We start from the raw sequence: 20,605 nt of genomic DNA, 5'->3' as shown, positions 1-20,605 counted from the left end.
TAAGAGTTAAGAGGAAATACCTGTAACATGTCGATATTTCGTACTTTTTTAATCGTATTTAGCTGTTTTTTAGCTACAGCTTGTACCGATAAAAAACAACAGGCTGTAGCAAGCTACGAACATGCTGCGCAAGGTGCATTTTCATCAACGCTATCGAACGATGGTAAATACAGCTTGATCTCCTCCATTAACCATGGGGTCGCCCTGTGGGATAATCAACAGCAAGTGCTAAAATACCAGTGGTTTCAGCAACAATCACAAGATAGCCTAGTGTATGCAGTAGCCATTGCTTTTGATAACAGCGTGGCCGTTACCGCCGAAAAAACCACGTTTGCGGTGTGGGATATAACCACAGGCAAAAATAAAGGTTATTACAAAATACAAAAAGCCAGTATTCGCGATATTGCCATTAGCAATCAAGGCCGTAGTGTTTTATACGGCCGTAGCGACGGCGTAGTTGTATTCATAAACCTTGAAACCGGCAGACGTATCGAATTTTTAGGTCATCAAGATAAAGTTAACACCGTTGATTTATCGCCCAACGGACGCTTTGCTTTAAGTGGCTCTAACGATTATGTTGCTTACTTTTGGGATACACGTACAGGGCAAGTAATTCATCGTTTTAATCACCCAACGCGTGTTACCCACGTAACGCTCGATCCACAAGGTCGCTATGCGTTTACGGCCGATAGTATGGCACAAGCAAATGTATGGAAGCTGACTACAGGTGATCTTGTGAGTAAACTGAAGTATATTGCGCGTCAGAAAATTTTTACTGCTGTGCGTTTTAACGAACAAGGCACTTTGCTTGCAACCGGCTCGCCAAATAAGCGCGTAGATTTGTGGCAAATACCAAGCGGTGAAAAAATTCAAACTTGGCAGGTTGCCCCGCGCGAAGGCAGTAAGCCTAAATCGGCGGTGGTGCTAGATGTGACATTTACAGATAACGGTAAGTCGTTGTTAACCGAAAGCTCCAGCGGTATCGCAGAGCGATTTATTATACGAGAGAATAATGAACACAATTGAACATCGCTTAATGGAACTTGAAGCCAAAGTGGCTTTTCAAGACGAAACGATTGAAGTCTTAAATGATGAAATAAAAGTGCACCAGCAACTTTTAGCAAAAATGAAACGCCAAACTGAGCTACTAGCAGAAAAAATTAAAGAGTCGCAGTCATCATCGTCTATGATGTCTGAAGTACCTGAGCCGCCTCCACCGCACTACTAAAGCCGGTAAAAATTAGGCAATAAAAAACCGGGTTAGTCGCCCGGTTTAAACACACCAATTACTTGTTCAAATTGGCGAGTAGACGCCTGAACAGCGTTATCGGGTTGCGCCATTTTATGACCACACTCAACACACTCTACTTTTTCAACATCATGTTCTCTGTATAGCATCATAGTATCCATGGCTTTGCAGTCAGGGCACGATGCACCAGCAATAAATCGCTTCTTTTGTCTCACAACATTTTTCCTGTGGTTTGAACTGCCGCTATTTTATCGTATAACTTCACTTGTTGATACGCTTGATAAGCGCATTAAGTTCTATGTTATGATAGCGCCAACTTAACAAGGGCACAGCAAAGTAACGCATTCATGATCCAAATCTCAGAAATAGAACTACTTCGTGGCGGTAAAGCCTTATTAAAAAACGCATCAGCTACGTTATTTCCAGAACACAAAGTAGGCCTTGTTGGCGCTAATGGCTGTGGAAAATCAACGTTATTTGGTTTACTAAAATCAGAACTGCAACTAGATGCCGGTAGCTGTAGCATTCCAAAAGATTGGTCTATTGCCTCAGTAAAGCAAGAAACTCCAGCCCTTGAAATAAGCGCAATTGATTATGTACTCCAAGGCCATCCAGAATACTATGCAATGCGTATAGCACTGCGTGAGGCCGAGAAAAACAACGATGGCGACACACAAGCCAAAGTACATATTCAGCTTGAAAACATTAAAGGCTATAGCATTGAATCAACCGCAGGTGAGCTATTACACGGCTTAGGCTTTGCTAATAACCTAATAGAAAACCCTGTAAGCTCGTTTTCGGGTGGTTGGCGTATGCGTTTAAACCTTGCCCAAGCATTAATACGCGACGCCGATTTACTACTTCTTGATGAGCCAACAAACCACCTTGATTTAGATGCCGTTTATTGGCTTGAACGCTTTTTACGCGCTTACACCGGCACCCTTGTACTTATATCGCATGACCGTGAGTTTTTAGATGCGGTGGTTGATCAAATTTGGCACGTAGATAAGCAACTTATCAACGTTTACAAAGGTAACTACTCGCAGTTTGAGCGCCAAAAAGCAGAGCGTTTACTACAACAACAAGCAATGTTTGATAAGCAACAAGATCAAATTGCTCACCTTGAGCAGTTTATAACGCGCTTTAAAGCAAAAGCCAGTAAAGCTAAACAAGCACAAAGCCGTGTGAAAGCGCTTGAACGCATGGAAAAACTAGCGCCAGCACATGCCGACTCGCCGTTTAACTTTGAGTTTGCAGAGCCAAAAGCATTGCCAAACCCACTAATGACGATAGATAAAGCAAAAGCGGGTTATGGTGACGTCACTATTTTAAATAATATAGAGCTAAACCTTGTACCAGGCAGCCGAATTGCTTTACTTGGTCGAAATGGCGCAGGTAAATCAACATTAATTAAACTGCTTTCTGGTGATTTAGAGCCGCAAGCTGGCGAAGTTATTCAGCATCACGGATTAAATATTGGTTACTTTGCGCAGCATCAGCTTGAATCTCTTGATTTAAAAGCCAGTGCAATAATGCACATACAACGACTAGACCCAAAAGCCACTGAGCAATCACTACGTGACTTTTTAGGTGGTTTTGCCTTTATTGGCGATAAAGCCCTTGAGCCCGTAGCCCCATTTTCGGGCGGCGAAAAAGCACGTTTAGTACTTGCCATGTTGGTATACCAAAAGCCAAACTTATTACTACTCGATGAGCCTACAAACCACCTTGATTTAGAAATGCGCCATGCACTTGTTATGGCACTACAAGGCTTTGAAGGCGCCATGGTTACTGTATCGCACGACCGCCATATGCTTAAAAATACCGCCGATGAGTTTTACTTAGTAGATGACGGCAAAGTAACCCAGTTTGGTTACGATTTAGATGCGTATTACCAGTGGTTACTCAATGCGAATAAAGAAGCGGTTAAAGCGCAGCAAAGCGACGAGCCTAAAGCAAATCCGGGTGTTAACCGTAAAGAGCAAAAACGCTTAGAGGCTGAGTTTAGAAAGGCCACTCAGCCACTTAAAAAGCAAATTGAAAAGCTTGAAAAGCAACTCGATAAATTCACCGCTGAATTAAGTGAAGTTGAAGTGACCTTAGGTGATAACGAACTCTACAACGACGATAACAAAGCCAAGCTTAAAGAGTTATTAGCTAAGCAAGCAACCCTTACACCTAAACTTAACGACGTTGAAGAAGAGTTACTTATGGCACTTGAAGAAATGGAAGAAAAAGAGCAGGCATTCGCCGATGAACTTGCTCAATAGCGACCATTTTTGGCAGTTTGCGTGCACCTTGTACGCAAAGCCTGTGCAACAAACAACCTTGCTGGCACTACAAAACCAGCAAGGAAAAAACGTCAATTTATGCTTATTACTGCTTTATTTAGATTCATTAAATTTAAGTATTAATACCCAACAGCTAAATGAGTTAACGCAAGTAGTGAGTGAGTTTGATACTCACGTATTACAACCCCTGCGCGCCGCACGCAGCTATTTAAAAACTAATCAGAATACGATAAGTGATTACGCTACAATACGCGCAGAGTTACTAAGCACTGAGCTAAAGCTTGAAAAACAACAGCAATGCATGCTCATAAGCACCGCTAACGGTCTTAAATTAAAAACTTCTGATACACCCAACAATATAAAGCTATACGTGTAAGTAAATACATTTCATACATTGTTGAAGTACGCACCGAATCTATAGAACCCCCTCTTAAAGCATGATCTAAATCAACTTAGCTTCACTCCTACACCTGCTTAGAAAAATTACTTGATCTCGATCACGTTGCGACCTGCAAACACCGCTTATGATTAACCCATCAAAAACGAGGGGAGCAACTTATGAGCGTATTCTTTAGAGACTTTTTTACAGATCCAGTTTTATTTATGTCTTTTGGGTTTTTAACCATCGTTGTTTCTTTGTGTATCTTTTTTGCTTTTTTCTTTTTGAAAAAAATACATGACGCAGAAATTCCCGAACAAAATTAAGCACGACGCACAAAGCGCCCTATCAGTTACTGATTAGGCGCTTTTTATTCTTTTTGATACACTAGCGATTCTTTTTTGCAAAGTGTGTAGTACAAATATGATCCCACAGTTTAAACCCGCATGGTGGATGACAAACCGTCACGTTCAAACCATAATGCCGCGTTTTTTCCGCCCATTTCATAACACTAGCTACGAACTTGAGCAACTTGATACACCCGATGGCGATTTTATCGAACTTGCTTGGTCACTTCCGCATAACGAAACTGCACCTCTTGCTATAGTCCTTCATGGCCTTGAAGGTAATATAAATAGCTTTTACGCTAAAGGCATGATGAAGGCATTAAAAAAGCAAGGTTATGCAGTTGTGCTTATGCACTTTAGAAATTGCTCAACCGAAGTAAATCGCTTGCCTCGCGCATATCATAGTGGTGATACAGCCGACTTAGCTTTTTTTATTAATCATCTAAAGCAACAATATCCAAATAGACCTATGGTTGCCGTTGGCTTTTCGTTAGGCGGTAACGTACTTGCCAAATACTTAGGTGAACAAGCACTAGCATGTCCTTTAAGCGCGGCTGCGGTTGTTTCTGCACCTTATGATTTGTCGTCATCAAGCGATGTAATTCGTAAAAGCCTAGGTAAAATTTATCAAAAGTATTTGCTCGATCGCATGAAAAAGTCGATGCAACGTAAGTTGCCACAAATTAAGCAGCTAATATCTATCACTACCGATCAATTAATGAACATTGACGACCTATTAGAGTTTGATAACCAGCTAACGGCTCCTTTGCACGGCTTTGAAAACGCTCACGATTACTATCGTCAAGCCAGTGCGATGCCATATTTAAAGCATATTGCTGTGCCTACATTAATTATTCATGCAAAAGACGACCCCATGCTCTCAATTAAAGCCGTACCGAGTAGGCAAGACGTAAGTGAGCATGTTACGCTGCGCATCTCTGAAAAAGGAGGGCATGTTGGCTTTATTGCCGGTAAAAATCCGTTTAAGCCTATATTTTGGTTAGAAAAAACCGTACCCAATTACTTTGGGCAATATGTTTTAAATAAAGTGAATAATGAGCAACTATGATCATCCCTTTTGAGCAACTCGATAAAGATACGCTATACAACTTAATAGAAAGCTATGTTTTGCGCGAAGGCACCGACTATGGCGAAATAGAGGCTAGTATTGAATCTAAAGTAAACCAGGTTAAGCTTCAGCTAAAAAATGGCGAAGCCATGGTGTTTTTTTCAGAGCTTCATGAGTCTGTAACCATTATTTCGAAAGGCGAATTTAAAGCGCTGCAAAGTGAAGAGCATCAAGCAGAGTCGTTTGATTAGCACTTGTAACTTTTGAATTGAACGTACACAATGGCTTTTTACCCTAAGAGCCAAAACATGATAAAACTCAGCACTCTAGTGGTAGCCATATCACTAGCTTTAACTAGCCAAGCCCAAGCAGAACAAACAATAACAGCATCTGACAAGGCAATTAAACTCGCTAAAGACACCATTTTAATTGATACCCATATCGACGTACCTTATCGAATTCACGAAAATTGGGTTGATGTAACTAAAGCAACAACTGATGGCGATTTTGACTACCCTCGCGCTGTAAAAGGCGGTTTAAACGCACCGTTTATGTCAATTTATATTCCTGCGCATTTGGAATTTGAAGGTAAAGAAAAAAGCTACCAGCTAGCCAATCAAATGATTGATAGTATGGAAGCCATAGCCCAGCGCGCACCCGATAAGTTTGCTATTGCTAGCTCAAGCACTGATATAGAAGAGCAATTTAAACAAGGCAAGCTTTCTATAGCGATGGGTATGGAAAACGGCTCTCCAATCGAAGGGGACATGAAAAACCTTCAGCACTTTTACGACCGTGGTATTCGCTACATCACGCTAGCGCACTCGCAAAGCAACCATATTTCGGATTCATCTTACGATATACGCCGTAAATGGAAAGGCTTAAGCCCATTTGGTAAAAAGCTTGTCACTGAAATGAATAATATTGGTATGCTAATCGATGTATCGCATATTTCTGATGATGCGTTTTATCAGGTTATGGAGCTTTCTAAAACACCAGTAATTGCCTCTCACTCATCACTTCGTAAATACACGCCCGGCTTTGAGCGTAATATGAATGACGATATGTTATTAGCGCTGAAAAAAATGGCGGCGTTATTCAAATCAACTTTGGCTCAAGCTTTGTTACCGCTAAAGCAGGTAGTTGGGGCAAGCAATTAAAAAACACAAAAGAGTCAGCTAAAAAAGAAGGCACTAAGTTAAGTAAAGATTTTGATGCTGCGTACCGCGCTAAAAACCCATACCCATTTGCAAGCCTTGAGCAAGTACTTGACCATATTGATCACGTAGTTGAGCTAATTGGTATTGATTATGTAGGTATTGGCTCTGATTATGATGGAGTTGGCGATTCATTACCTATCGGTTTAAAAGATGTATCTAGCTATCCTAATCTTGTTCAAGGTTTAATGGACAGAGATTACAGCGACAAAGATATTAAAAAGATTCTTAGCGGTAATTTATTAAGAGTTTTAAAACAAGCTGAAGAGTATGCGAAAAAGCACTAAAATTTTAGCTGTAAGCAAAATGACCTAATACACCTAATATTATAAACGCGGTCTTGGCCGTGTTTATATGACTAATGCTATGGCAGCTTTAGCTTTATTAAAGTGTTATTTATAATGTCGTATATAATATTATGTGCATGTTCTGCTTCTTCATCATTAGGTTCCTCTTTCTTTCTCTCTTCTTTATATTCTCTTAAGATATCTTTAGGATTTAGCTTTCCCTCTCCTAGCTCTATTTTTTTATTTGGCTTATCTATAAAAAATTCATATATATTAACTAAATCGTTTGATTGCTTTTCACTCAATACATTATTGGCTCTGGCATTATCTTTAATTATATAAAGCAAATTTTCATACTCTTTGGATATTCTTCCATTAGATAAAAAATCAGTCCAAAGTCTCGATCCATTTTCTTTATCTATAAGATCCTTCAACTCATAAAGTTTTAATGAAAGCCTTTCTGTTAATTGAAATTTGGCAAAGTTATTGGATTCTTTAGCTACTTTTAGCGAGTTTTTGGCAATTTGCCAAGTAAGGATAGCAATAAACAAAGTGACAATTGCTGTAGAGCAAGTCACTATTTCTGCAATACTTAATTCCATATAAACCCTCTGTAATATTGGTAAATAAATTAATATAACAAACATTAATAAGTCCCAAGTGGGACATTTTCTATCTATTTTTATAAGGTAGTTAAAAAAAGGGTCCAAATTAATTCCTTTTTATTTTATTGCTACAGCTTTACTCTAAAAGCTGTTTTAGGATGCCCAAAGCCGCCTTATTTGGCAAATAATACCACAAAGAATTCCCTCGGGTTTCGTAAAACTCAACCCAAGCTACGGCAATAAAGCGATATAGGAGCTAATCACTTTTCTTCAGGCATTAAAAAAGGCCACCTAAGTGACCTTTTTATAACAATTAACTTTAAAGCTAATTATTACGCTACGATAGTTGCTACAACACCAGCACCTACAGTACGGCCACCTTCACGGATAGCAAAACGAAGACCTTCATCCATCGCGATTGGTGCGATTAGAGTTACTGTCATCTTGATGTTATCACCAGGCATTACCATTTCTACGCCATCTGGTAACTGTACGTCACCAGTTACGTCAGTTGTACGGAAGTAGAACTGTGGACGGTAACCTTTGAAGAATGGAGTATGACGACCACCTTCATCTTTAGAAAGTACGTATACTTCTGAAGTGAATGTAGTATGTGGGTTGATTGAACCAGGCTTAGCTAGTACTTGACCACGTTCAACGTCTTCACGTTTAGTACCACGTAGAAGTGCACCGATGTTTTCGCCAGCACGACCTTCGTCAAGAAGCTTACGGAACATTTCAACACCAGTACAAGTAGAACGAGTTGTATCATTGATACCAACAATTTCTACTTCGTCATTGATGCGGATGATACCAGCTTCAACACGACCAGTTACAACAGTACCACGGCCTTGGATTGAGAAAACGTCTTCGATAGGCATGATGAAAGGCTTATCGATGTCACGCTCTGGCTCTGGGATGTAAGAATCAAGTGCGTTTGCAAGCTCAACAATCTTATCTTCCCACTCTTTCTCGCCTTCTAACGCTTTAAGCGCAGAACCAGCGATTAGAGGTAAGTCATCACCTGGGAAATCGTATTCTGAAAGAAGTTCACGAACTTCCATTTCTACTAGTTCAAGTAGCTCTTCGTCATCTACCATGTCACATTTGTTCATGAACACGATGATGTAAGGAACGCCAACTTGACGAGAAAGAAGGATGTGCTCACGTGTTTGTGGCATAGGGCCATCTGTCGCAGCAACTACTAAGATCGCGCCGTCCATTTGAGCAGCACCAGTGATCATGTTTTTAACATAATCGGCGTGACCAGGACAATCTACGTGTGCGTAGTGACGTGAAGGAGTATCGTATTCAACGTGAGACGTTGAAATAGTGATACCACGTTCGCGCTCTTCAGGAGCGTTGTCGATTGATGCGAAATCTTTAGCAACACCGCCGTATACTTTTGCAAGTACGTTAGTGATTGCTGCAGTTAGTGTAGTTTTACCGTGGTCAACGTGGCCGATTGTACCAACGTTTACGTGCGGTTTTACGCGTTCAAACTTTTCTTTTGCCATGACGGAACCTATCAGTTTTGTGTATCTAAATTACATATGAAAATAATCCACCAGAGGTAGATTAAGTTAATTTTTTCAAATAGTATTTTCTGACAGATAAAGGAAGTAATCAAGGAGATTCTTAGGACTGGTGCTGATAGGCAGAGTCGAACTGCCGACCTCACCCTTACCAAGGGTGCGCTCTACCAACTGAGCTATATCAGCAACACAAGAACTGGAGCGGGCAGCGGGAATCGAACCCGCATCATCAGCTTGGAAGGCTGAGGTAATAGCCATTATACGATGCCCGCATAAAAATCTGTTCTTAAACTACCTCTAACCGTCAAGAATAAAGTGGTGGAGGGAGCTGGATTCGAACCAGCGAAGGCTGAGCCGTCAGATTTACAGTCTGATCCCTTTGGCCGCTCGGGAACCCCTCCACGATAATTCTCTACTAATTCACTTCCGGTAAAAGGAAAGTGGTGCCGACTAACCGAGTCGAACGGTTGACCTACTGATTACAAGTCAGTTGCTCTACCAGCTGAGCTAAGTCGGCACTGCTTTAGTACGGGGCGAGATATTAGAGTAAGGTTTATTGGGATGCAACAATAAAATTAAAAAAAGTGTAAATTTTTAGTTTAAATGCTCAATATTCACGCGAAAACACGTTTTTTGAACTTTTTTATATTGTTTTGTTTAGCTGATGCCAGTAATTTAATCCTTTCATTACGAGTAATGAATCAAAAATACTTCCCTCAAATTGCTGTTGTAAAAGTAAGCCATAGCCACCAGCAAAAATTATTTGTACTTTTTGCCCTGTTTTTTTATCCGTTAAGTGCAACTTAGCTTGCTCAATTACTCCAATGGTTGCGACTAAAGCACCATTTTTTAAACCATTAGGCGTATTTTTACCCAGTTCATTGGTAAACGGTGTTTTACCGTCATCAAAAACACGTTGAGTATTTTGTGTAAGTGATGAAGTCATTAAATCAAGCCCAGGTAAAATCCAGCCACCTAAATGTAATCCTTCACTATTGAGCACATCAATTGTTGTCGCAGTACCCGCATCAACAACAATGCATGCTGTGTTTGGATATAACGTAAAGCCTGCAATAAGCGCAAGCCATCTGTCTATGCCTAAGTTACCCACATGCTCGTAAGCGCATACAAGATCTCCAAGCGTTTTGGTTACCTTGGCCTCAAAGCAAGTAATATTATTGCTAGCCGCTTGCGCGAGAATATCGCTTAGTAAATCACTGCGCCCTACACATGCATAAATCACTTCGGTTATTTGTAACCAAGGCAGGTTATTTATATCTGCCGGTTGTGCTTGCTCGTTATGCCACAACACAGCTTTTAATGATGTATTTCCTACGTCGATCAGTAATCTCATACTTGCGCCTTTCTGAGGGAGACTTCCCCACCGTAATAACTTTTTACTTCCCCGTCTTGGCGAATTCGTATTCCACCTTGTGGGTCAATACCTTCGCATATTCCACGCCAGCTTCGGTGCCCTGTATTTAGCTCAACATAATCGCCAGCAAACGCATTAAGCGAATTCCATTGCTCATACATATCTTGTAAGCCAGTTTGACGATACTGCACTAAACGCTGCTCTAAATGATAAGTAAGTGACGCCACCAGTTGGTTTTTATCAAGCTTTTGAGTATGTTGATTTAAGTCGGTCCACGCTTGGTCTATATGTTGGCTAAAACTCTCAGGCATTTGTAAATTAATACCGATACCCATCACTAACTGACAAGGTCCTTGCGGTTGTCCATCTAATTCAACCAATACACCTGCAAGCTTTTGCTTATTTATATAAATATCGTTAGGCCATTTAAGCTCTACATCAATTTGGTATAACGCTTTAATTGCATCATAAACTGCAAGACCTACTGCAATTGATACGCCCATTGCAGCTTGTAAGCCGTCATCTAAACGCCAAAAGTAACTGTAATACAGATTAGCGCCGAATGGGGATTGCCAAACACGGCCGCGTCTACCACGTCCTGCTTGCTGCATTTCAGCAACAATAACAGTGCCAGACTCAAGCGCTGTTTTGGCCTGTATACGGCGCATAAGCTCGCTGTTTGTTGAATCAATAATAGGGTGTACTTCTACATCGGCAGTATTTGCACCTAGCGCTTTGTAGTGCTGATCAATTTGCGTTTTATTTAAAAGGCCCACCTGACTATTCAAACAATAGCCTTTGCCAGTCACTTTAAAAATATCCAAGCCCATTTCTTGTAACGCTTTAATATGTTTACTTACTGCAGCTCGGCTAATGCCAAGCTGTTCACCCAGCGCTTGGCCAGATACAAAAACACCTTGCTTTAAAGCATTTAAAATAGCGAGTTTGTTTCCATCAGGTGCTTTCATTGCTTAGGCTCCGCGTTAATATGGCATTCGTTGCGTGCATCCATTAAACGTACTTCGTGCTCTAACATAATGTTGTAACGCGTATAAACCACTTGCTGAATGTGTTTAATTATTTTTATTAGGTCGCTGCCTTCACTATTTCCGTGATTAACAAGTACTAGTGCTTGTTGTTGATGCACTTCAATACCTGCCTCGCGGTGCCCTTTTAAACCACTTTGATCGATTAACCAACCTGCCGCGACCTTGTGATGACTTTGCCCATATTCGTAATGAGGTAAATCAGCAAATTGCTTTAATAGCTCAGCTAACTGCTGGTTGGTTATTATAGGGTTTTTAAAAAAGCTACCCGCATTGGCAAGTGTATATGGGTTAGGTAATTTGCTATTGCGAGTTTGTATTACTTGATCGAACACAGCCTGCGGCGTAACAACCTTAAGTTGCTGCAAAGGGCCATAACTCAATACTGGTTGCCATTTTTTTGGGAGCGCCAAATGTACCTGCGTGATCACCGCTTTATTTTTAAGGGCATGTTTAAATATTGAGTCTCTGTAAGCAAATTCACATTGTTCGCTATTTAATGAATGCATAGTTTTAGTGGTTATATCAAAGTACTCTACCAACTCAACAAATTTAGCTATTTCAACGCCATAAGCACCAATATTTTGTACCGGCGATGCGCCAGCGGTGCCCGGTATAAGTGCTAGATTTTCAAGCCCGGGTATATTTTTCTCTAATAAATAACTGACTAGTTGATGCCAATTTTCGCCTGCAGCAATACTTATTAGTGTGTCGCTCTCACGATCGGTAATTTTAATTCCTTTTAAAGCTATTTTTATAACCGTACCCATGTAGTCATTTAAAAATACGGTATTACTGCCCTCGCCTAGCAAACAAAACGGCGCGCTAAAACTTTGCGTTTTAAGTTGTTCAAGCTGAGTAATTTCAACAAAATTTTGGCATTGGCTGTTTAATGCGAATGTATGTAAGGAGTGTAATGAATGCGCCACAAAGCTCTCTAAAAATACCGGTAACTAATCGCAATAGTTTACCTCATCGTCGCAAATGTGGCACTAGATTGTAAAAATCACTCAACCCGCCGTGTCAATCGTGATATAAAACCTGCACTTTTTATTTGTGTTCAGAGTAATGATGAAAATTAAACCTCTTTTTTTAAGCCTCGCTATGGCGGGTATGTGTTCGCAAGCAATGGCTAATGCGATTGACCAAAACTCGTATGCTAACCTTGATGATGTTGTTACTACGCATTTAAGCCTTGATTTAGATGTCGATTTTGCCGACAAGCAGTTAGAAGGTTTTGTTGAGCATACTCTTCAGTGGAACAACAGCAAAAGTAGAACTCTCGTACTTGATACCCGCGACTTAGACATTGATAAAGTAATGTACAAAGATCAAAGCGGTAACTGGAAAAAAGCGACTTTTGATTTAGCTAAGCGAGACGACGTTAAAGGTTCAAAGCTTACAATTAAGTTTAAAAACCAAGCTGAAGTAGTTCGTATTTACTACAACAGTCGTCCAGAAGCTTCAGGCCTGCAATGGTTAACACCAGAGCAAACGGCAAGTAAAACGCATCCATTTATGTACAGCCAATCGCAAGCAATTCATGCACGTAGTTGGATCCCAGTGCAAGATACACCCGCAATGCGTGTAACTTACTCTGCACGAATTCATACACCAAAAGATATACGTGCTGTAATGAGTGCCGACAACAAAGATGCGCTTTATAAAGATGGCGACTACATTTTTGATATGCCACAAGCAATTTCACCTTACCTAATTGCTATTGGCGCAGGTAACTTAGAATTTAAAGCAATGTCGCACCAAACTGGCATATTTGCTGAGCCTACAATTTTAGATGCCTCAGTTGCTGAATTTGACGACACCCAAGCCATGATCGATAAAACAAACGCGATGTACGGCGAATATGCATGGGGTCGCTACGACTTATTAATGCTACCACCAAGTTTTCCGTTTGGTGGCATGGAAAACCCACGCTTATCATTTATTACTCCAACTGTTGTTGCCGGTGATAAAAGTTTAGTTAACCTTATTGCTCATGAGCTTGCTCATTCTTGGTCAGGTAACTTAGTAACTAACGCAACATGGGAAGACTTATGGTTAAACGAAGGTTTTACCTCGTACGTTGAAAACCGCATTATGGAAGAAGTATTTGGCCGTGACCGTGCGGTTATGGAACAAGCACTTGATTCAGCGTCTTTACGCGCACAACTTAAAACAATTGATGCACCAGATACACGCCTTAATTTAAAACTTAACGGCCGCGACCCAGACGATGCATTCAGTTCAGTGCCTTACACTAAAGGTCAATTATTTTTAATTTACCTAGAAAACAAATATGGTCGCGATAAGTTTGACCCGTTTGTAAAAGCGTACTTTAAAGAGTTTTCGTTTAAATCACTTACTACCGCGCAATTTGTTACTTACTTAAAAGCTAACTTAATAGAAAAGCATCCTGGTGTTGTAAGCATGGATAAAGTAAACGAATGGATTTTTGAACCTGGATTACCAAGTGATGCGCCAAACCCTACTTCTGATGCATTTGATAAAGTAGATACAGCAACAGCAGCATGGCTAAAAGGCGACACAACTGCAACTCAACTGCCAACGGCTGATTGGTCTGTGCATGAGTGGCTACACTTTTTAAATAACTTACCACGCGATTTAAGCATAGAGAAAATGAGCGAGCTTGATAGTGAATTTAACCTAACGCAATCAACTAACGCTGAACGTGCGTTTGCTTGGTTTATGCTAGCAGTAGGTAATGGTTATCAACCAATTTATCCTGCGCTTAATAAGCACTTATCAGGTATTGGCCGTCGTAAGTTAATTGTGCCGTTATATAAATCACTTATCACTAACGGTAAAAAAGACTGGGCACAAAGCGTGTACTTAAAAGCACGTCCTGGGTATCACCCTCTTGCACAAGGTACTATTGACGCATTATTTGAATAAATAGCGTTAACTAGAAACTAAAAAGGGCCAAATTTGGCCCTTTTGTTTTTCTGTTATTTTGTCACTTTTTCTAAAAAAGCTTTACGCTCTGACGTTGTGGCTTGTTGCCACCAAAAATCAAGCATATTCGCTGCGCTTGGCATCCCCTGACTATTAACAGGCCCTAGTGGCTTATTTGATTTTTGAGAAACAACAGCCGAACTTACCATTGGTTTCACTGGCTTTACTTTTTCCATTTGATTATTGGAAATAACAGTTAAGGGTTCAGGCAGTGAGCTGCCTTTGGCTTGTAAACTCACTTCTGGTACTTCTGCAAATAGTTTCGCCGACACGGCGTTATCTGCCCGATTAAACACCAAAGTGTAATTTTTCCCAGCTTCAACGGTAACATCTACCCAAAACGGTTCTGACTCAATCACTTCATGATCGTCAAAGCCTTGTTCATATAAGTCGGTATATTTTAATTTTAGCTGATAAGTACCCGGCGCAAGCTCTAAATCATCAACCCGACTAAATAAAGAGCTTTCTATAACACGCTCTCCCACTTGTAATGGCACAAACTCCTCAGGGAAGTGAATATTTTCTGCCATACTCGATACACTAAATAACAGCACTGCCGCACTGCCCATTAATACTGATTTACGCATATTTACTCCTTTAGTTATTTTCAGTTTGACACTGCTATGAAATTTTGTCATTAGTGAGCCTAAATTTCATAATATTTAATTAGGGACATACCATGAGTCAAAATACAATTTTTACAAAAATAATTAATCGTGAAATTCCAGCAGACATTATTTATGAAGATGATGATACCCTTGCATTTAAAGATATAAATCCTCAAGCCCCATTCCATGTATTGATTATCCCAAAAAAGCAATTGCCACTATCAATGATATAAATGATGAAAATTCATACTTAATTGGCAATTTATATACCGTAGCAGCAAAGTTAGCTAAACAACATAATTTTGCAGACAACGGCTATCGAGTAGTAATGAACTGTAACGAGCATGGTGGGCAAACTGTATACCATATACACTTGCATATGCTTGCAGGGAAAGAGATGGGCTGGCCTCCGTATCAAGATGTTAAAAAGAGTTTTATTTAAATAATGACTTTTATTGTACTCTTTTAATATACGTTAAGTGCCAAATGTTAATATTTCTCATGTTTAACAAACGAAAAACAATTACTTATTTGCAACATTTTATGTTTAAATAATCGTAAAATCGTACTTGTTTTCAAGTAAAATAGCGACTTTCTAATACAAAAGGTGTGGAAGTCGTGATAAACTTAATCAGTCAGCTTTATAAAAGAGTATAAAAATATGAGCAGTTCTGCCTTTTTGTTATTAGATCAAGAGCCAATTAATACTATTGGCATTAACGTTTTAGAACCTTTGTTAAAAACGCAAGGCCTTGACGTAACCACAGGTACAAACATTTTAGATATACCTGAAGGGACTCGATTACTGTTTATTGAAACATCAAGTAAAGATGCATGGGGAAAGCTAAAAGAACAATTAGTAAACCTACGCGTTAAATGCGATATCATATTATTTAACCTAGACGAAAATCCAGAACTAGCTAACCGTGCATTATTAAGCGGTATTCGTGGTGTGTTTTATACGACTGATAACGCCGATGTATTAATGAAAGGTATTCGTTTATTAATGGAAGATCAGCTTTGGTATCGCCGTGACATAATGTGTAACGCATTAAACCGTATGCTGCAGTTTAATAAAGATGCACTTCATAAGCTAACCGAAGGTGATATAGAACCAGTTAAATTAACTAAACGAGAAAAAGCAATTATCTCGTTAATGAGTAATGGTTCTAAAAATAAAGAAATTGCTGAAGAATTAAGTATTAGTCCGCACACTGTAAAAACTCATCTATACAGTGCATTTAGAAAAACTAAATGTCGTAATCGCATTGAGCTATTGTCTTGGGCGCAGCAAAATATACCAGACGAAATTCGTTAAATACGCATTTCGTTTAAATATAAAAACAGACACTTAGGTGTCTGTTTTTATATTTACTACCCACTTGTTAAAACATCACTTCGCTGGAAACTAAATGCTCGACTCTTTCACTCTTTACTTTGCCAGCATAGCCATAGTGGTTGTAATGACCTTGCTTAATTTTTTAACATGGCGAACAAACAAGCAAACTCCGGGTACGCTGCTTTATATTTTTTACCCTATTTTATTACTGGGTTCTGTTATTGGTTTTACCCTTGTTGGTAATACACATAATTTAGTTATTATTAGCATTGCCAGTAGCATGATGTTTGCAGCTTCAATTGTGCATTGCCTATCACTCAGCCAATTTTTAAATTATCACGGTATTGGCTTCAAATTAATCTGCTCATTTACTGCTTTTAGCGCTGTAATGCTCGGTTATTACACCTTTTTTGATCCCTCTTTACACGAACGAGTTATTGCATCTGATATACAACATATAGCTGAAGCTATATTTTTATTATTTATATTTATCAAACATGCCCGTGCGCCCTATCCTAATGGCAGTATTGTATACATTATTATATTGACTCTCGTTGCTTTTAGTTTTATTGGCCGCTCGTTATTTATGGACGATATTGAACAAAGTAATCTATTAATTAATGGCTGGTTTAGCTCACTATTATTTTTAAATGGCGTCATTGCACCCATGTTCTATGCTGCAGGCATGGCCTTATTGTGTAATGAACGCAGAGAGCAACACCTCAATAAACTAGCCGATAAAGCGCAAAAAGACTTAGAAATACGCGGACTATTTCTCTCAACTATTAGCCACGAAATACGCACCCCACTGAATGGCATTTTAGGCAGCGCTCAGCTTGTCATGAACCAAACAAGTGATACTCGTAATAAAGCTTATTGCGAGGCAATTATAAACTCCGCCGAATCACTCAATTTACTCGTAGATAAAGTACTTGATTACGCAAGCCTAGATCAAAGTGATGAAGCACTTTATGAAGAAGATATAGAATTTAAAACATGGCTCAATAATTTATGTCTATTACTGAGCCCACTTGCCGAGCAAAAACATCTTAAATTTGAGCTTGTGTGCAATATTCCAGAGCAAGCTTGTTATTACTGCGACCAACAAAAACTTAGGCAAATTATTATTAACTTAGTGGGTAATGCCATTAAATTTACCGACCACGGTGTTGTGAAAATTCAAGTTGATTTAATTTTAGAGAAACAACTTGAACACACCATAAAAATAAGTGTGAAGGACTCTGGCCCAGGCATAGAAAACGACGAGATAGCTTACTTAACAGAACCTTATGTACAAAGTAGCGCAGGTAAAGAAAAAGGTGGAACCGGCCTAGGTTTAGCCATTACCAGCCGTTTGCTTGAAAAGCTTAGTAGCCGACTCGAAATTGCAAGCCAACTCGGTACAGGCAGTGTATTTAGCTTTATCGTCACTTTTACTTTGGGCGAACTAAGTTTAGTAGAGCAGCGACACCAGACTAAAGATTACCTAACAGGCCTTGATGTATTATTGGTTGAAGATTTAGATTTGAACCAAAAAATTGCTATCGAATTTATGGCCGACGATGAGCACAAAATTAAGCTCGCAAAAGATGGGAAAAGCGCTATTGAGCTTATGCAAAAACATCACTTTGATGTAGTGTTACTTGATATGAACTTACCTGATTTAACAGGCCAAGAAGTACTTAAACGCCTAAAACGCATTGATCATAAAAATCAACGAACTCCCGTGCTCGCTTTTACTGCAAGCCTTAGCCCCGACGAAGTAAAAGAATATTTAGAATTAGGAATAAAAGATATTGTTGGCAAGCCTATTAAACACCAAAAGCTTCGCCAAGCACTTAGCGACTCTCAATCAAATCAAACGGCTAATATTACTGTAGAACTTATTGACACTTTGTACGACGAAACCGCAGCAGAGACACTAACCACTTCGTTTAGTGAAGATGAAGTATCGTCTATTTATAACGAATTTGTACTTTCAGCACGAAATAAACTCATTCGTTGCCAAGAGCTTACTACTCAGCATCCAGAGCAATGTATTAAGCTTTTACATCGCCAGGCAAGCACAGCCTTACAGTTAGGTTTTAATCGTTATGGTATAGCGCTAAAAAAATAGAGCGCCGCTTACTCGATAAAAAACCACACAACGACATGCTTGATGAAGCGTTAGATCTGTGGCAACAAAGCTTAGAGCAATATTTAAAGTTTGTGCGCGGGCAACTTCTATAGCCTAAGAGAAACAAGGTCTCACAAAAATTGTAGAACATAAATTTATATCTCCTTAGAGCATTCTGCGCTTATCATTAAATCGCTCTAAACTAATGTAAAAGGGTCTGCATCTAAATAGGCAGGAAACGCTGCTTTAAACTCATCCAGTGGTGCTTTTTCAAGTGTTATAGTAACTAGTTGCTCGGTGTCATCTTGCGCTTTAGTTAATGCATCGCCTTTAAAGTCGTATACTGCAGTACCGCCATTGTGCGCCACGCCATTACCGTCGTCACCCACTCGATTAACGCCTACTACGTAACACAGGTTTTCCATTGCGCGCGCCATAAGTAACGTATCCCAAATATGGCGGCGCACAGCTGGCCAATTTGCTACGTTTATCATTACATCGTAGTCGTTATTATTACGTTGAAATACCGGAAAGCGCAGGTCGTAACATACTTGCGGTAATAGTTTAAAACCGTTGATTTCAAAAACTTTACGCGCTTGCCCTGCTACAACGTAATCGCCCTCGCTGCCTAAGCGAAATAAATGGCGTTTATCGTAATAACTCACCTCACCATCGGGTTTTACCCAATAAAACCGATTCGCTTTTTTATCGCCTTGTGCAACAAGTACCGAACCTGCAATAACCGCACTATGTTTATGAGCCTGCGCCTTTAACCACGTCAGTACTTTACCGTTTTCAGGCTCTGCACAATCTAAATTGATAGCAAAGCCAGTCGAGAATGTTTCGGGCAGTAAAATAAGATCGGGCTGATGCGTAATTGCTTCAAGCTGTTTATTAAACATGGCTAAATTAGCATCTTTATCAAGCCAATAAAGCGAGCTTTGCAATGCTGTAATGGTTAAAGTTGACATAATATTTGCGCAGCCTCTATGAGAGTGTTGTCGTTTTTAGCAAAGCATAAACGAATTACTTTGTCGGTTGGTGCCTTTTGATAAAACACACTTAACGGAATAGCCGCAACACCTGCTTGCTCAACTAACCAATGGCAAAAATCAACATCGTTTAAATCCGATACATCACTGTAATCTAACAATAAAAAGTAAGTGCCCTGGCTAGGTAAAATTTTAAAACGGCTGTTACTTAAATGACTCGCTAATAAGTCGCGTTTTTGCTGATAAAACCCGCTTAGCTCATCTATATGCTCACCTTGCTGCTCTAGCATATCGGCAAGCGCATGCTGTGCGGGGGTAAAACTTGAAAACGTAACGTACTGATGAATTTTTCTAAATTCGACAGCTAAATCGGCAGGTGCAATACAGTAACCCATTTTCCAGCCCGTGCTATGAAATGTTTTACCAAAACTCGATATAACAAAGCTTTTGGTAAATAATTCATCATCGCGTAATACACTTAAATGCGGTTGTTCATCAAACGTAATGTGTTCATATACCTCATCGCTTATTACATATAAATTGTGAGTACCAACTAACTTTTTAAGCTGTTTTATATCATGTGGCTGTAATATTTTACCGCTTGGGTTATGAGGCGTATTTATAATAATTGCACGGGTATTTTTAGTAATTGCTTGGCTTACTACTTGCCAATCAATGGTGTAATTTGGCGCACTTAAGGCAATGTGTACCGACTTTCCACCAGCGAGTTTAATTGCCGGTTGGTAAGAGTCATATGCAGGGTCAAATACAATCACTTCATCACTGGGGCGCACAATTGTTTGAATAGCCACAAACAATGCCTCTGTTGCACCCGAAGTAACAGTCACTTGATCAGCTGCGTTTATATCAGCTGTATATTTGCGCTTTGCTAAATCAGCAATTTGTTGCTGTAATCTTGGTACACCACTTGAAGGTGAATATTGATTAACGCCCTGCTGCACATAATAATTTAACTGCGTTTTTAAAAGATCAGGAGCATCAAACTCAGGAAAGCCTTGAGAGAGATTAATTGCCGAAAACTCATTAGCCAATCCGCTCATTTGGCTAAATATACTAACGCCTAAATTTGGTAATTTACTTTCAAACACGAGATGCCCTTAATGATGGTTTTGCGCTTAAAGCGATGCTATCATTGCTTAAAACAGAAGTATAGCCG

17 protein-coding genes, 4 tRNA genes and 3 pseudogenes are annotated in these 20,605 nt (G+C 39.7%); 11 read left to right on the top strand and 13 right to left on the bottom strand.

Annotation, left to right across the window (positions count from 1 at the left end):
* Positions 1 to 27 precede the first annotated feature (27 nt).
* Both P4S65_RS05155 and P4S65_RS05150 read left to right on the top strand, forming a co-directional pair.
* Positions 28 to 1,026 (top strand): WD40 repeat domain-containing protein, encoded by a 999-nt coding sequence (locus tag P4S65_RS05155; RefSeq protein ID WP_337119699.1) that lies wholly within the window; start codon positions 28 to 30, stop codon positions 1,024 to 1,026.
* On the top strand, positions 1,013 to 1,228 hold the full coding sequence (locus tag P4S65_RS05150) for a SlyX family protein (RefSeq protein ID WP_004335946.1): 216 nt from the start codon (positions 1,013 to 1,015) through the stop codon (positions 1,226 to 1,228). Before P4S65_RS05155 ends, P4S65_RS05150 begins: the two co-directional genes overlap by 14 nt.
* Positions 1,229 to 1,260: 32 nt before the next feature.
* Here the strand turns inward: P4S65_RS05150 and P4S65_RS05145 are convergent, their stop codons facing one another.
* Positions 1,261 to 1,464, bottom strand: a complete 204-nt coding sequence (locus tag P4S65_RS05145; protein ID WP_007378899.1) for a YheV family putative zinc ribbon protein — start codon at positions 1,462 to 1,464, stop codon at positions 1,261 to 1,263.
* 132 nt (positions 1,465 to 1,596) lie between these two features.
* Between P4S65_RS05145 and P4S65_RS05140 the strand changes: the two genes are divergently transcribed.
* From P4S65_RS05140 to P4S65_RS05120, 5 genes and pseudogenes are all read left to right on the top strand, one after another.
* Positions 1,597 to 3,519 (top strand): ATP-binding cassette domain-containing protein, encoded by a 1,923-nt coding sequence (locus P4S65_RS05140; protein ID WP_337119698.1) that lies wholly within the window; start codon positions 1,597 to 1,599, stop codon positions 3,517 to 3,519.
* Positions 3,503 to 3,916, top strand: coding sequence for a TIGR02444 family protein (locus P4S65_RS05135; RefSeq protein ID WP_096792229.1), 414 nt, complete (start codon positions 3,503 to 3,505; stop codon positions 3,914 to 3,916). Before P4S65_RS05140 ends, P4S65_RS05135 begins: the two co-directional genes overlap by 17 nt.
* Positions 3,917 to 4,342: 426 nt before the next feature.
* Positions 4,343 to 5,335 carry a hydrolase gene (locus P4S65_RS05130; RefSeq protein WP_096792228.1) on the top strand — a complete coding sequence of 331 codons (993 nt, stop codon included), beginning with the start codon at positions 4,343 to 4,345 and terminating at the stop codon, positions 5,333 to 5,335.
* Positions 5,332 to 5,586 (top strand): YheU family protein, encoded by a 255-nt coding sequence (locus P4S65_RS05125; protein ID WP_008138653.1) that lies wholly within the window; start codon positions 5,332 to 5,334, stop codon positions 5,584 to 5,586. The genes P4S65_RS05130 and P4S65_RS05125 overlap by 4 nt, the downstream gene beginning before the upstream one ends.
* A gap of 30 nt (positions 5,587 to 5,616) precedes the next feature.
* Positions 5,617 to 6,839: pseudogene (locus P4S65_RS05120) on the top strand (dipeptidase).
* Positions 6,840 to 6,916: 77 nt separating this feature from the next.
* Here the strand turns inward: P4S65_RS05120 and P4S65_RS05115 are convergent.
* From P4S65_RS05115 to murB, 9 genes are all read right to left on the bottom strand, one after another.
* On the bottom strand, positions 6,917 to 7,441 hold the full coding sequence (locus tag P4S65_RS05115; protein ID WP_337119697.1) for a hypothetical protein: 525 nt from the start codon (positions 7,439 to 7,441) through the stop codon (positions 6,917 to 6,919).
* Between the two features lie 335 nt (positions 7,442 to 7,776).
* Positions 7,777 to 8,961, bottom strand: coding sequence for an elongation factor Tu (tuf, locus tag P4S65_RS05110; protein WP_008133488.1), 1,185 nt, complete (start codon positions 8,959 to 8,961; stop codon positions 7,777 to 7,779).
* 128 nt (positions 8,962 to 9,089) lie between these two features.
* Positions 9,090 to 9,165, bottom strand: a tRNA-Thr gene (locus P4S65_RS05105).
* A gap of 11 nt (positions 9,166 to 9,176) precedes the next feature.
* Positions 9,177 to 9,251: transfer RNA gene (locus tag P4S65_RS05100), tRNA-Gly, on the bottom strand.
* Between the two features lie 44 nt (positions 9,252 to 9,295).
* Positions 9,296 to 9,380: transfer RNA gene (locus tag P4S65_RS05095), tRNA-Tyr, on the bottom strand.
* A 40-nt stretch (positions 9,381 to 9,420) separates the two neighbouring features.
* Positions 9,421 to 9,496, bottom strand: a tRNA-Thr gene (locus P4S65_RS05090).
* Between the two features lie 126 nt (positions 9,497 to 9,622).
* Positions 9,623 to 10,333 (bottom strand): type III pantothenate kinase, encoded by a 711-nt coding sequence (locus tag P4S65_RS05085; RefSeq protein ID WP_337119696.1) that lies wholly within the window; start codon positions 10,331 to 10,333, stop codon positions 9,623 to 9,625.
* Positions 10,330 to 11,322: a bifunctional biotin--[acetyl-CoA-carboxylase] ligase/biotin operon repressor BirA gene (birA, locus tag P4S65_RS05080; protein ID WP_337119695.1), complete on the bottom strand. Its 993-nt coding sequence runs from the start codon at positions 11,320 to 11,322 to the stop codon at positions 10,330 to 10,332. Before birA ends, P4S65_RS05085 begins: the two co-directional genes overlap by 4 nt.
* Positions 11,319 to 12,329, bottom strand: coding sequence for a UDP-N-acetylmuramate dehydrogenase (gene murB / locus P4S65_RS05075; RefSeq protein WP_337119694.1), 1,011 nt, complete (start codon positions 12,327 to 12,329; stop codon positions 11,319 to 11,321). The genes birA and murB overlap by 4 nt, the downstream gene beginning before the upstream one ends.
* Positions 12,330 to 12,471: 142 nt before the next feature.
* Here murB and P4S65_RS05070 point away from each other — a divergent pair, with 142 nt between their 5' ends.
* Positions 12,472 to 14,313: a M1 family metallopeptidase gene (locus P4S65_RS05070; RefSeq protein ID WP_337120731.1), complete on the top strand. Its 1,842-nt coding sequence runs from the start codon at positions 12,472 to 12,474 to the stop codon at positions 14,311 to 14,313.
* A 53-nt stretch (positions 14,314 to 14,366) separates the two neighbouring features.
* On the opposite strand, the gene P4S65_RS05065 is transcribed toward P4S65_RS05070, so the two are convergent.
* Positions 14,367 to 14,960 carry a DUF2057 domain-containing protein gene (locus tag P4S65_RS05065; protein ID WP_096792221.1) on the bottom strand — a complete coding sequence of 198 codons (594 nt, stop codon included), beginning with the start codon at positions 14,958 to 14,960 and terminating at the stop codon, positions 14,367 to 14,369.
* Between the two features lie 92 nt (positions 14,961 to 15,052).
* On the opposite strand from P4S65_RS05065, the pseudogene P4S65_RS05060 reads away from it, so the two are divergent.
* The 3 genes and pseudogenes from P4S65_RS05060 to P4S65_RS05050 all read left to right on the top strand — a co-directional run bounded on the left by P4S65_RS05060 (position 15,053) and on the right by P4S65_RS05050 (position 18,549).
* Positions 15,053 to 15,423: pseudogene (locus tag P4S65_RS05060) on the top strand (histidine triad nucleotide-binding protein).
* Positions 15,424 to 15,642: 219 nt separating this feature from the next.
* Complete coding sequence (locus tag P4S65_RS05055) at positions 15,643 to 16,299, top strand: helix-turn-helix transcriptional regulator (protein ID WP_007378044.1); 657 nt, start codon at positions 15,643 to 15,645, stop codon at positions 16,297 to 16,299.
* 94 nt (positions 16,300 to 16,393) lie between these two features.
* A pseudogene (locus P4S65_RS05050) lies at positions 16,394 to 18,549 on the top strand (response regulator).
* Between the two features lie 84 nt (positions 18,550 to 18,633).
* Here the strand turns inward: P4S65_RS05050 and P4S65_RS05045 are convergent.
* Together P4S65_RS05045 and P4S65_RS05040 are read right to left on the bottom strand one after the other, a co-directional pair.
* Positions 18,634 to 19,407 carry an amidohydrolase gene (locus tag P4S65_RS05045; RefSeq protein WP_096792217.1) on the bottom strand — a complete coding sequence of 258 codons (774 nt, stop codon included), beginning with the start codon at positions 19,405 to 19,407 and terminating at the stop codon, positions 18,634 to 18,636.
* Positions 19,395 to 20,537: a methionine aminotransferase gene (locus P4S65_RS05040; protein ID WP_096792216.1), complete on the bottom strand. Its 1,143-nt coding sequence runs from the start codon at positions 20,535 to 20,537 to the stop codon at positions 19,395 to 19,397. The genes P4S65_RS05045 and P4S65_RS05040 overlap by 13 nt, the downstream gene beginning before the upstream one ends.
* Positions 20,538 to 20,605: the final 68 nt, after the last annotated feature.

Origin of the sequence: Pseudoalteromonas sp. B131b (assembly GCF_037162545.1) — a bacterium.
Lineage (GTDB): Bacteria > Pseudomonadota > Gammaproteobacteria > Enterobacterales > Alteromonadaceae > Pseudoalteromonas > Pseudoalteromonas fuliginea.
The sequence above is the reverse complement of the archived record's forward strand: the minus strand, read 5'-3'. Positions and strand labels throughout refer to the sequence as shown.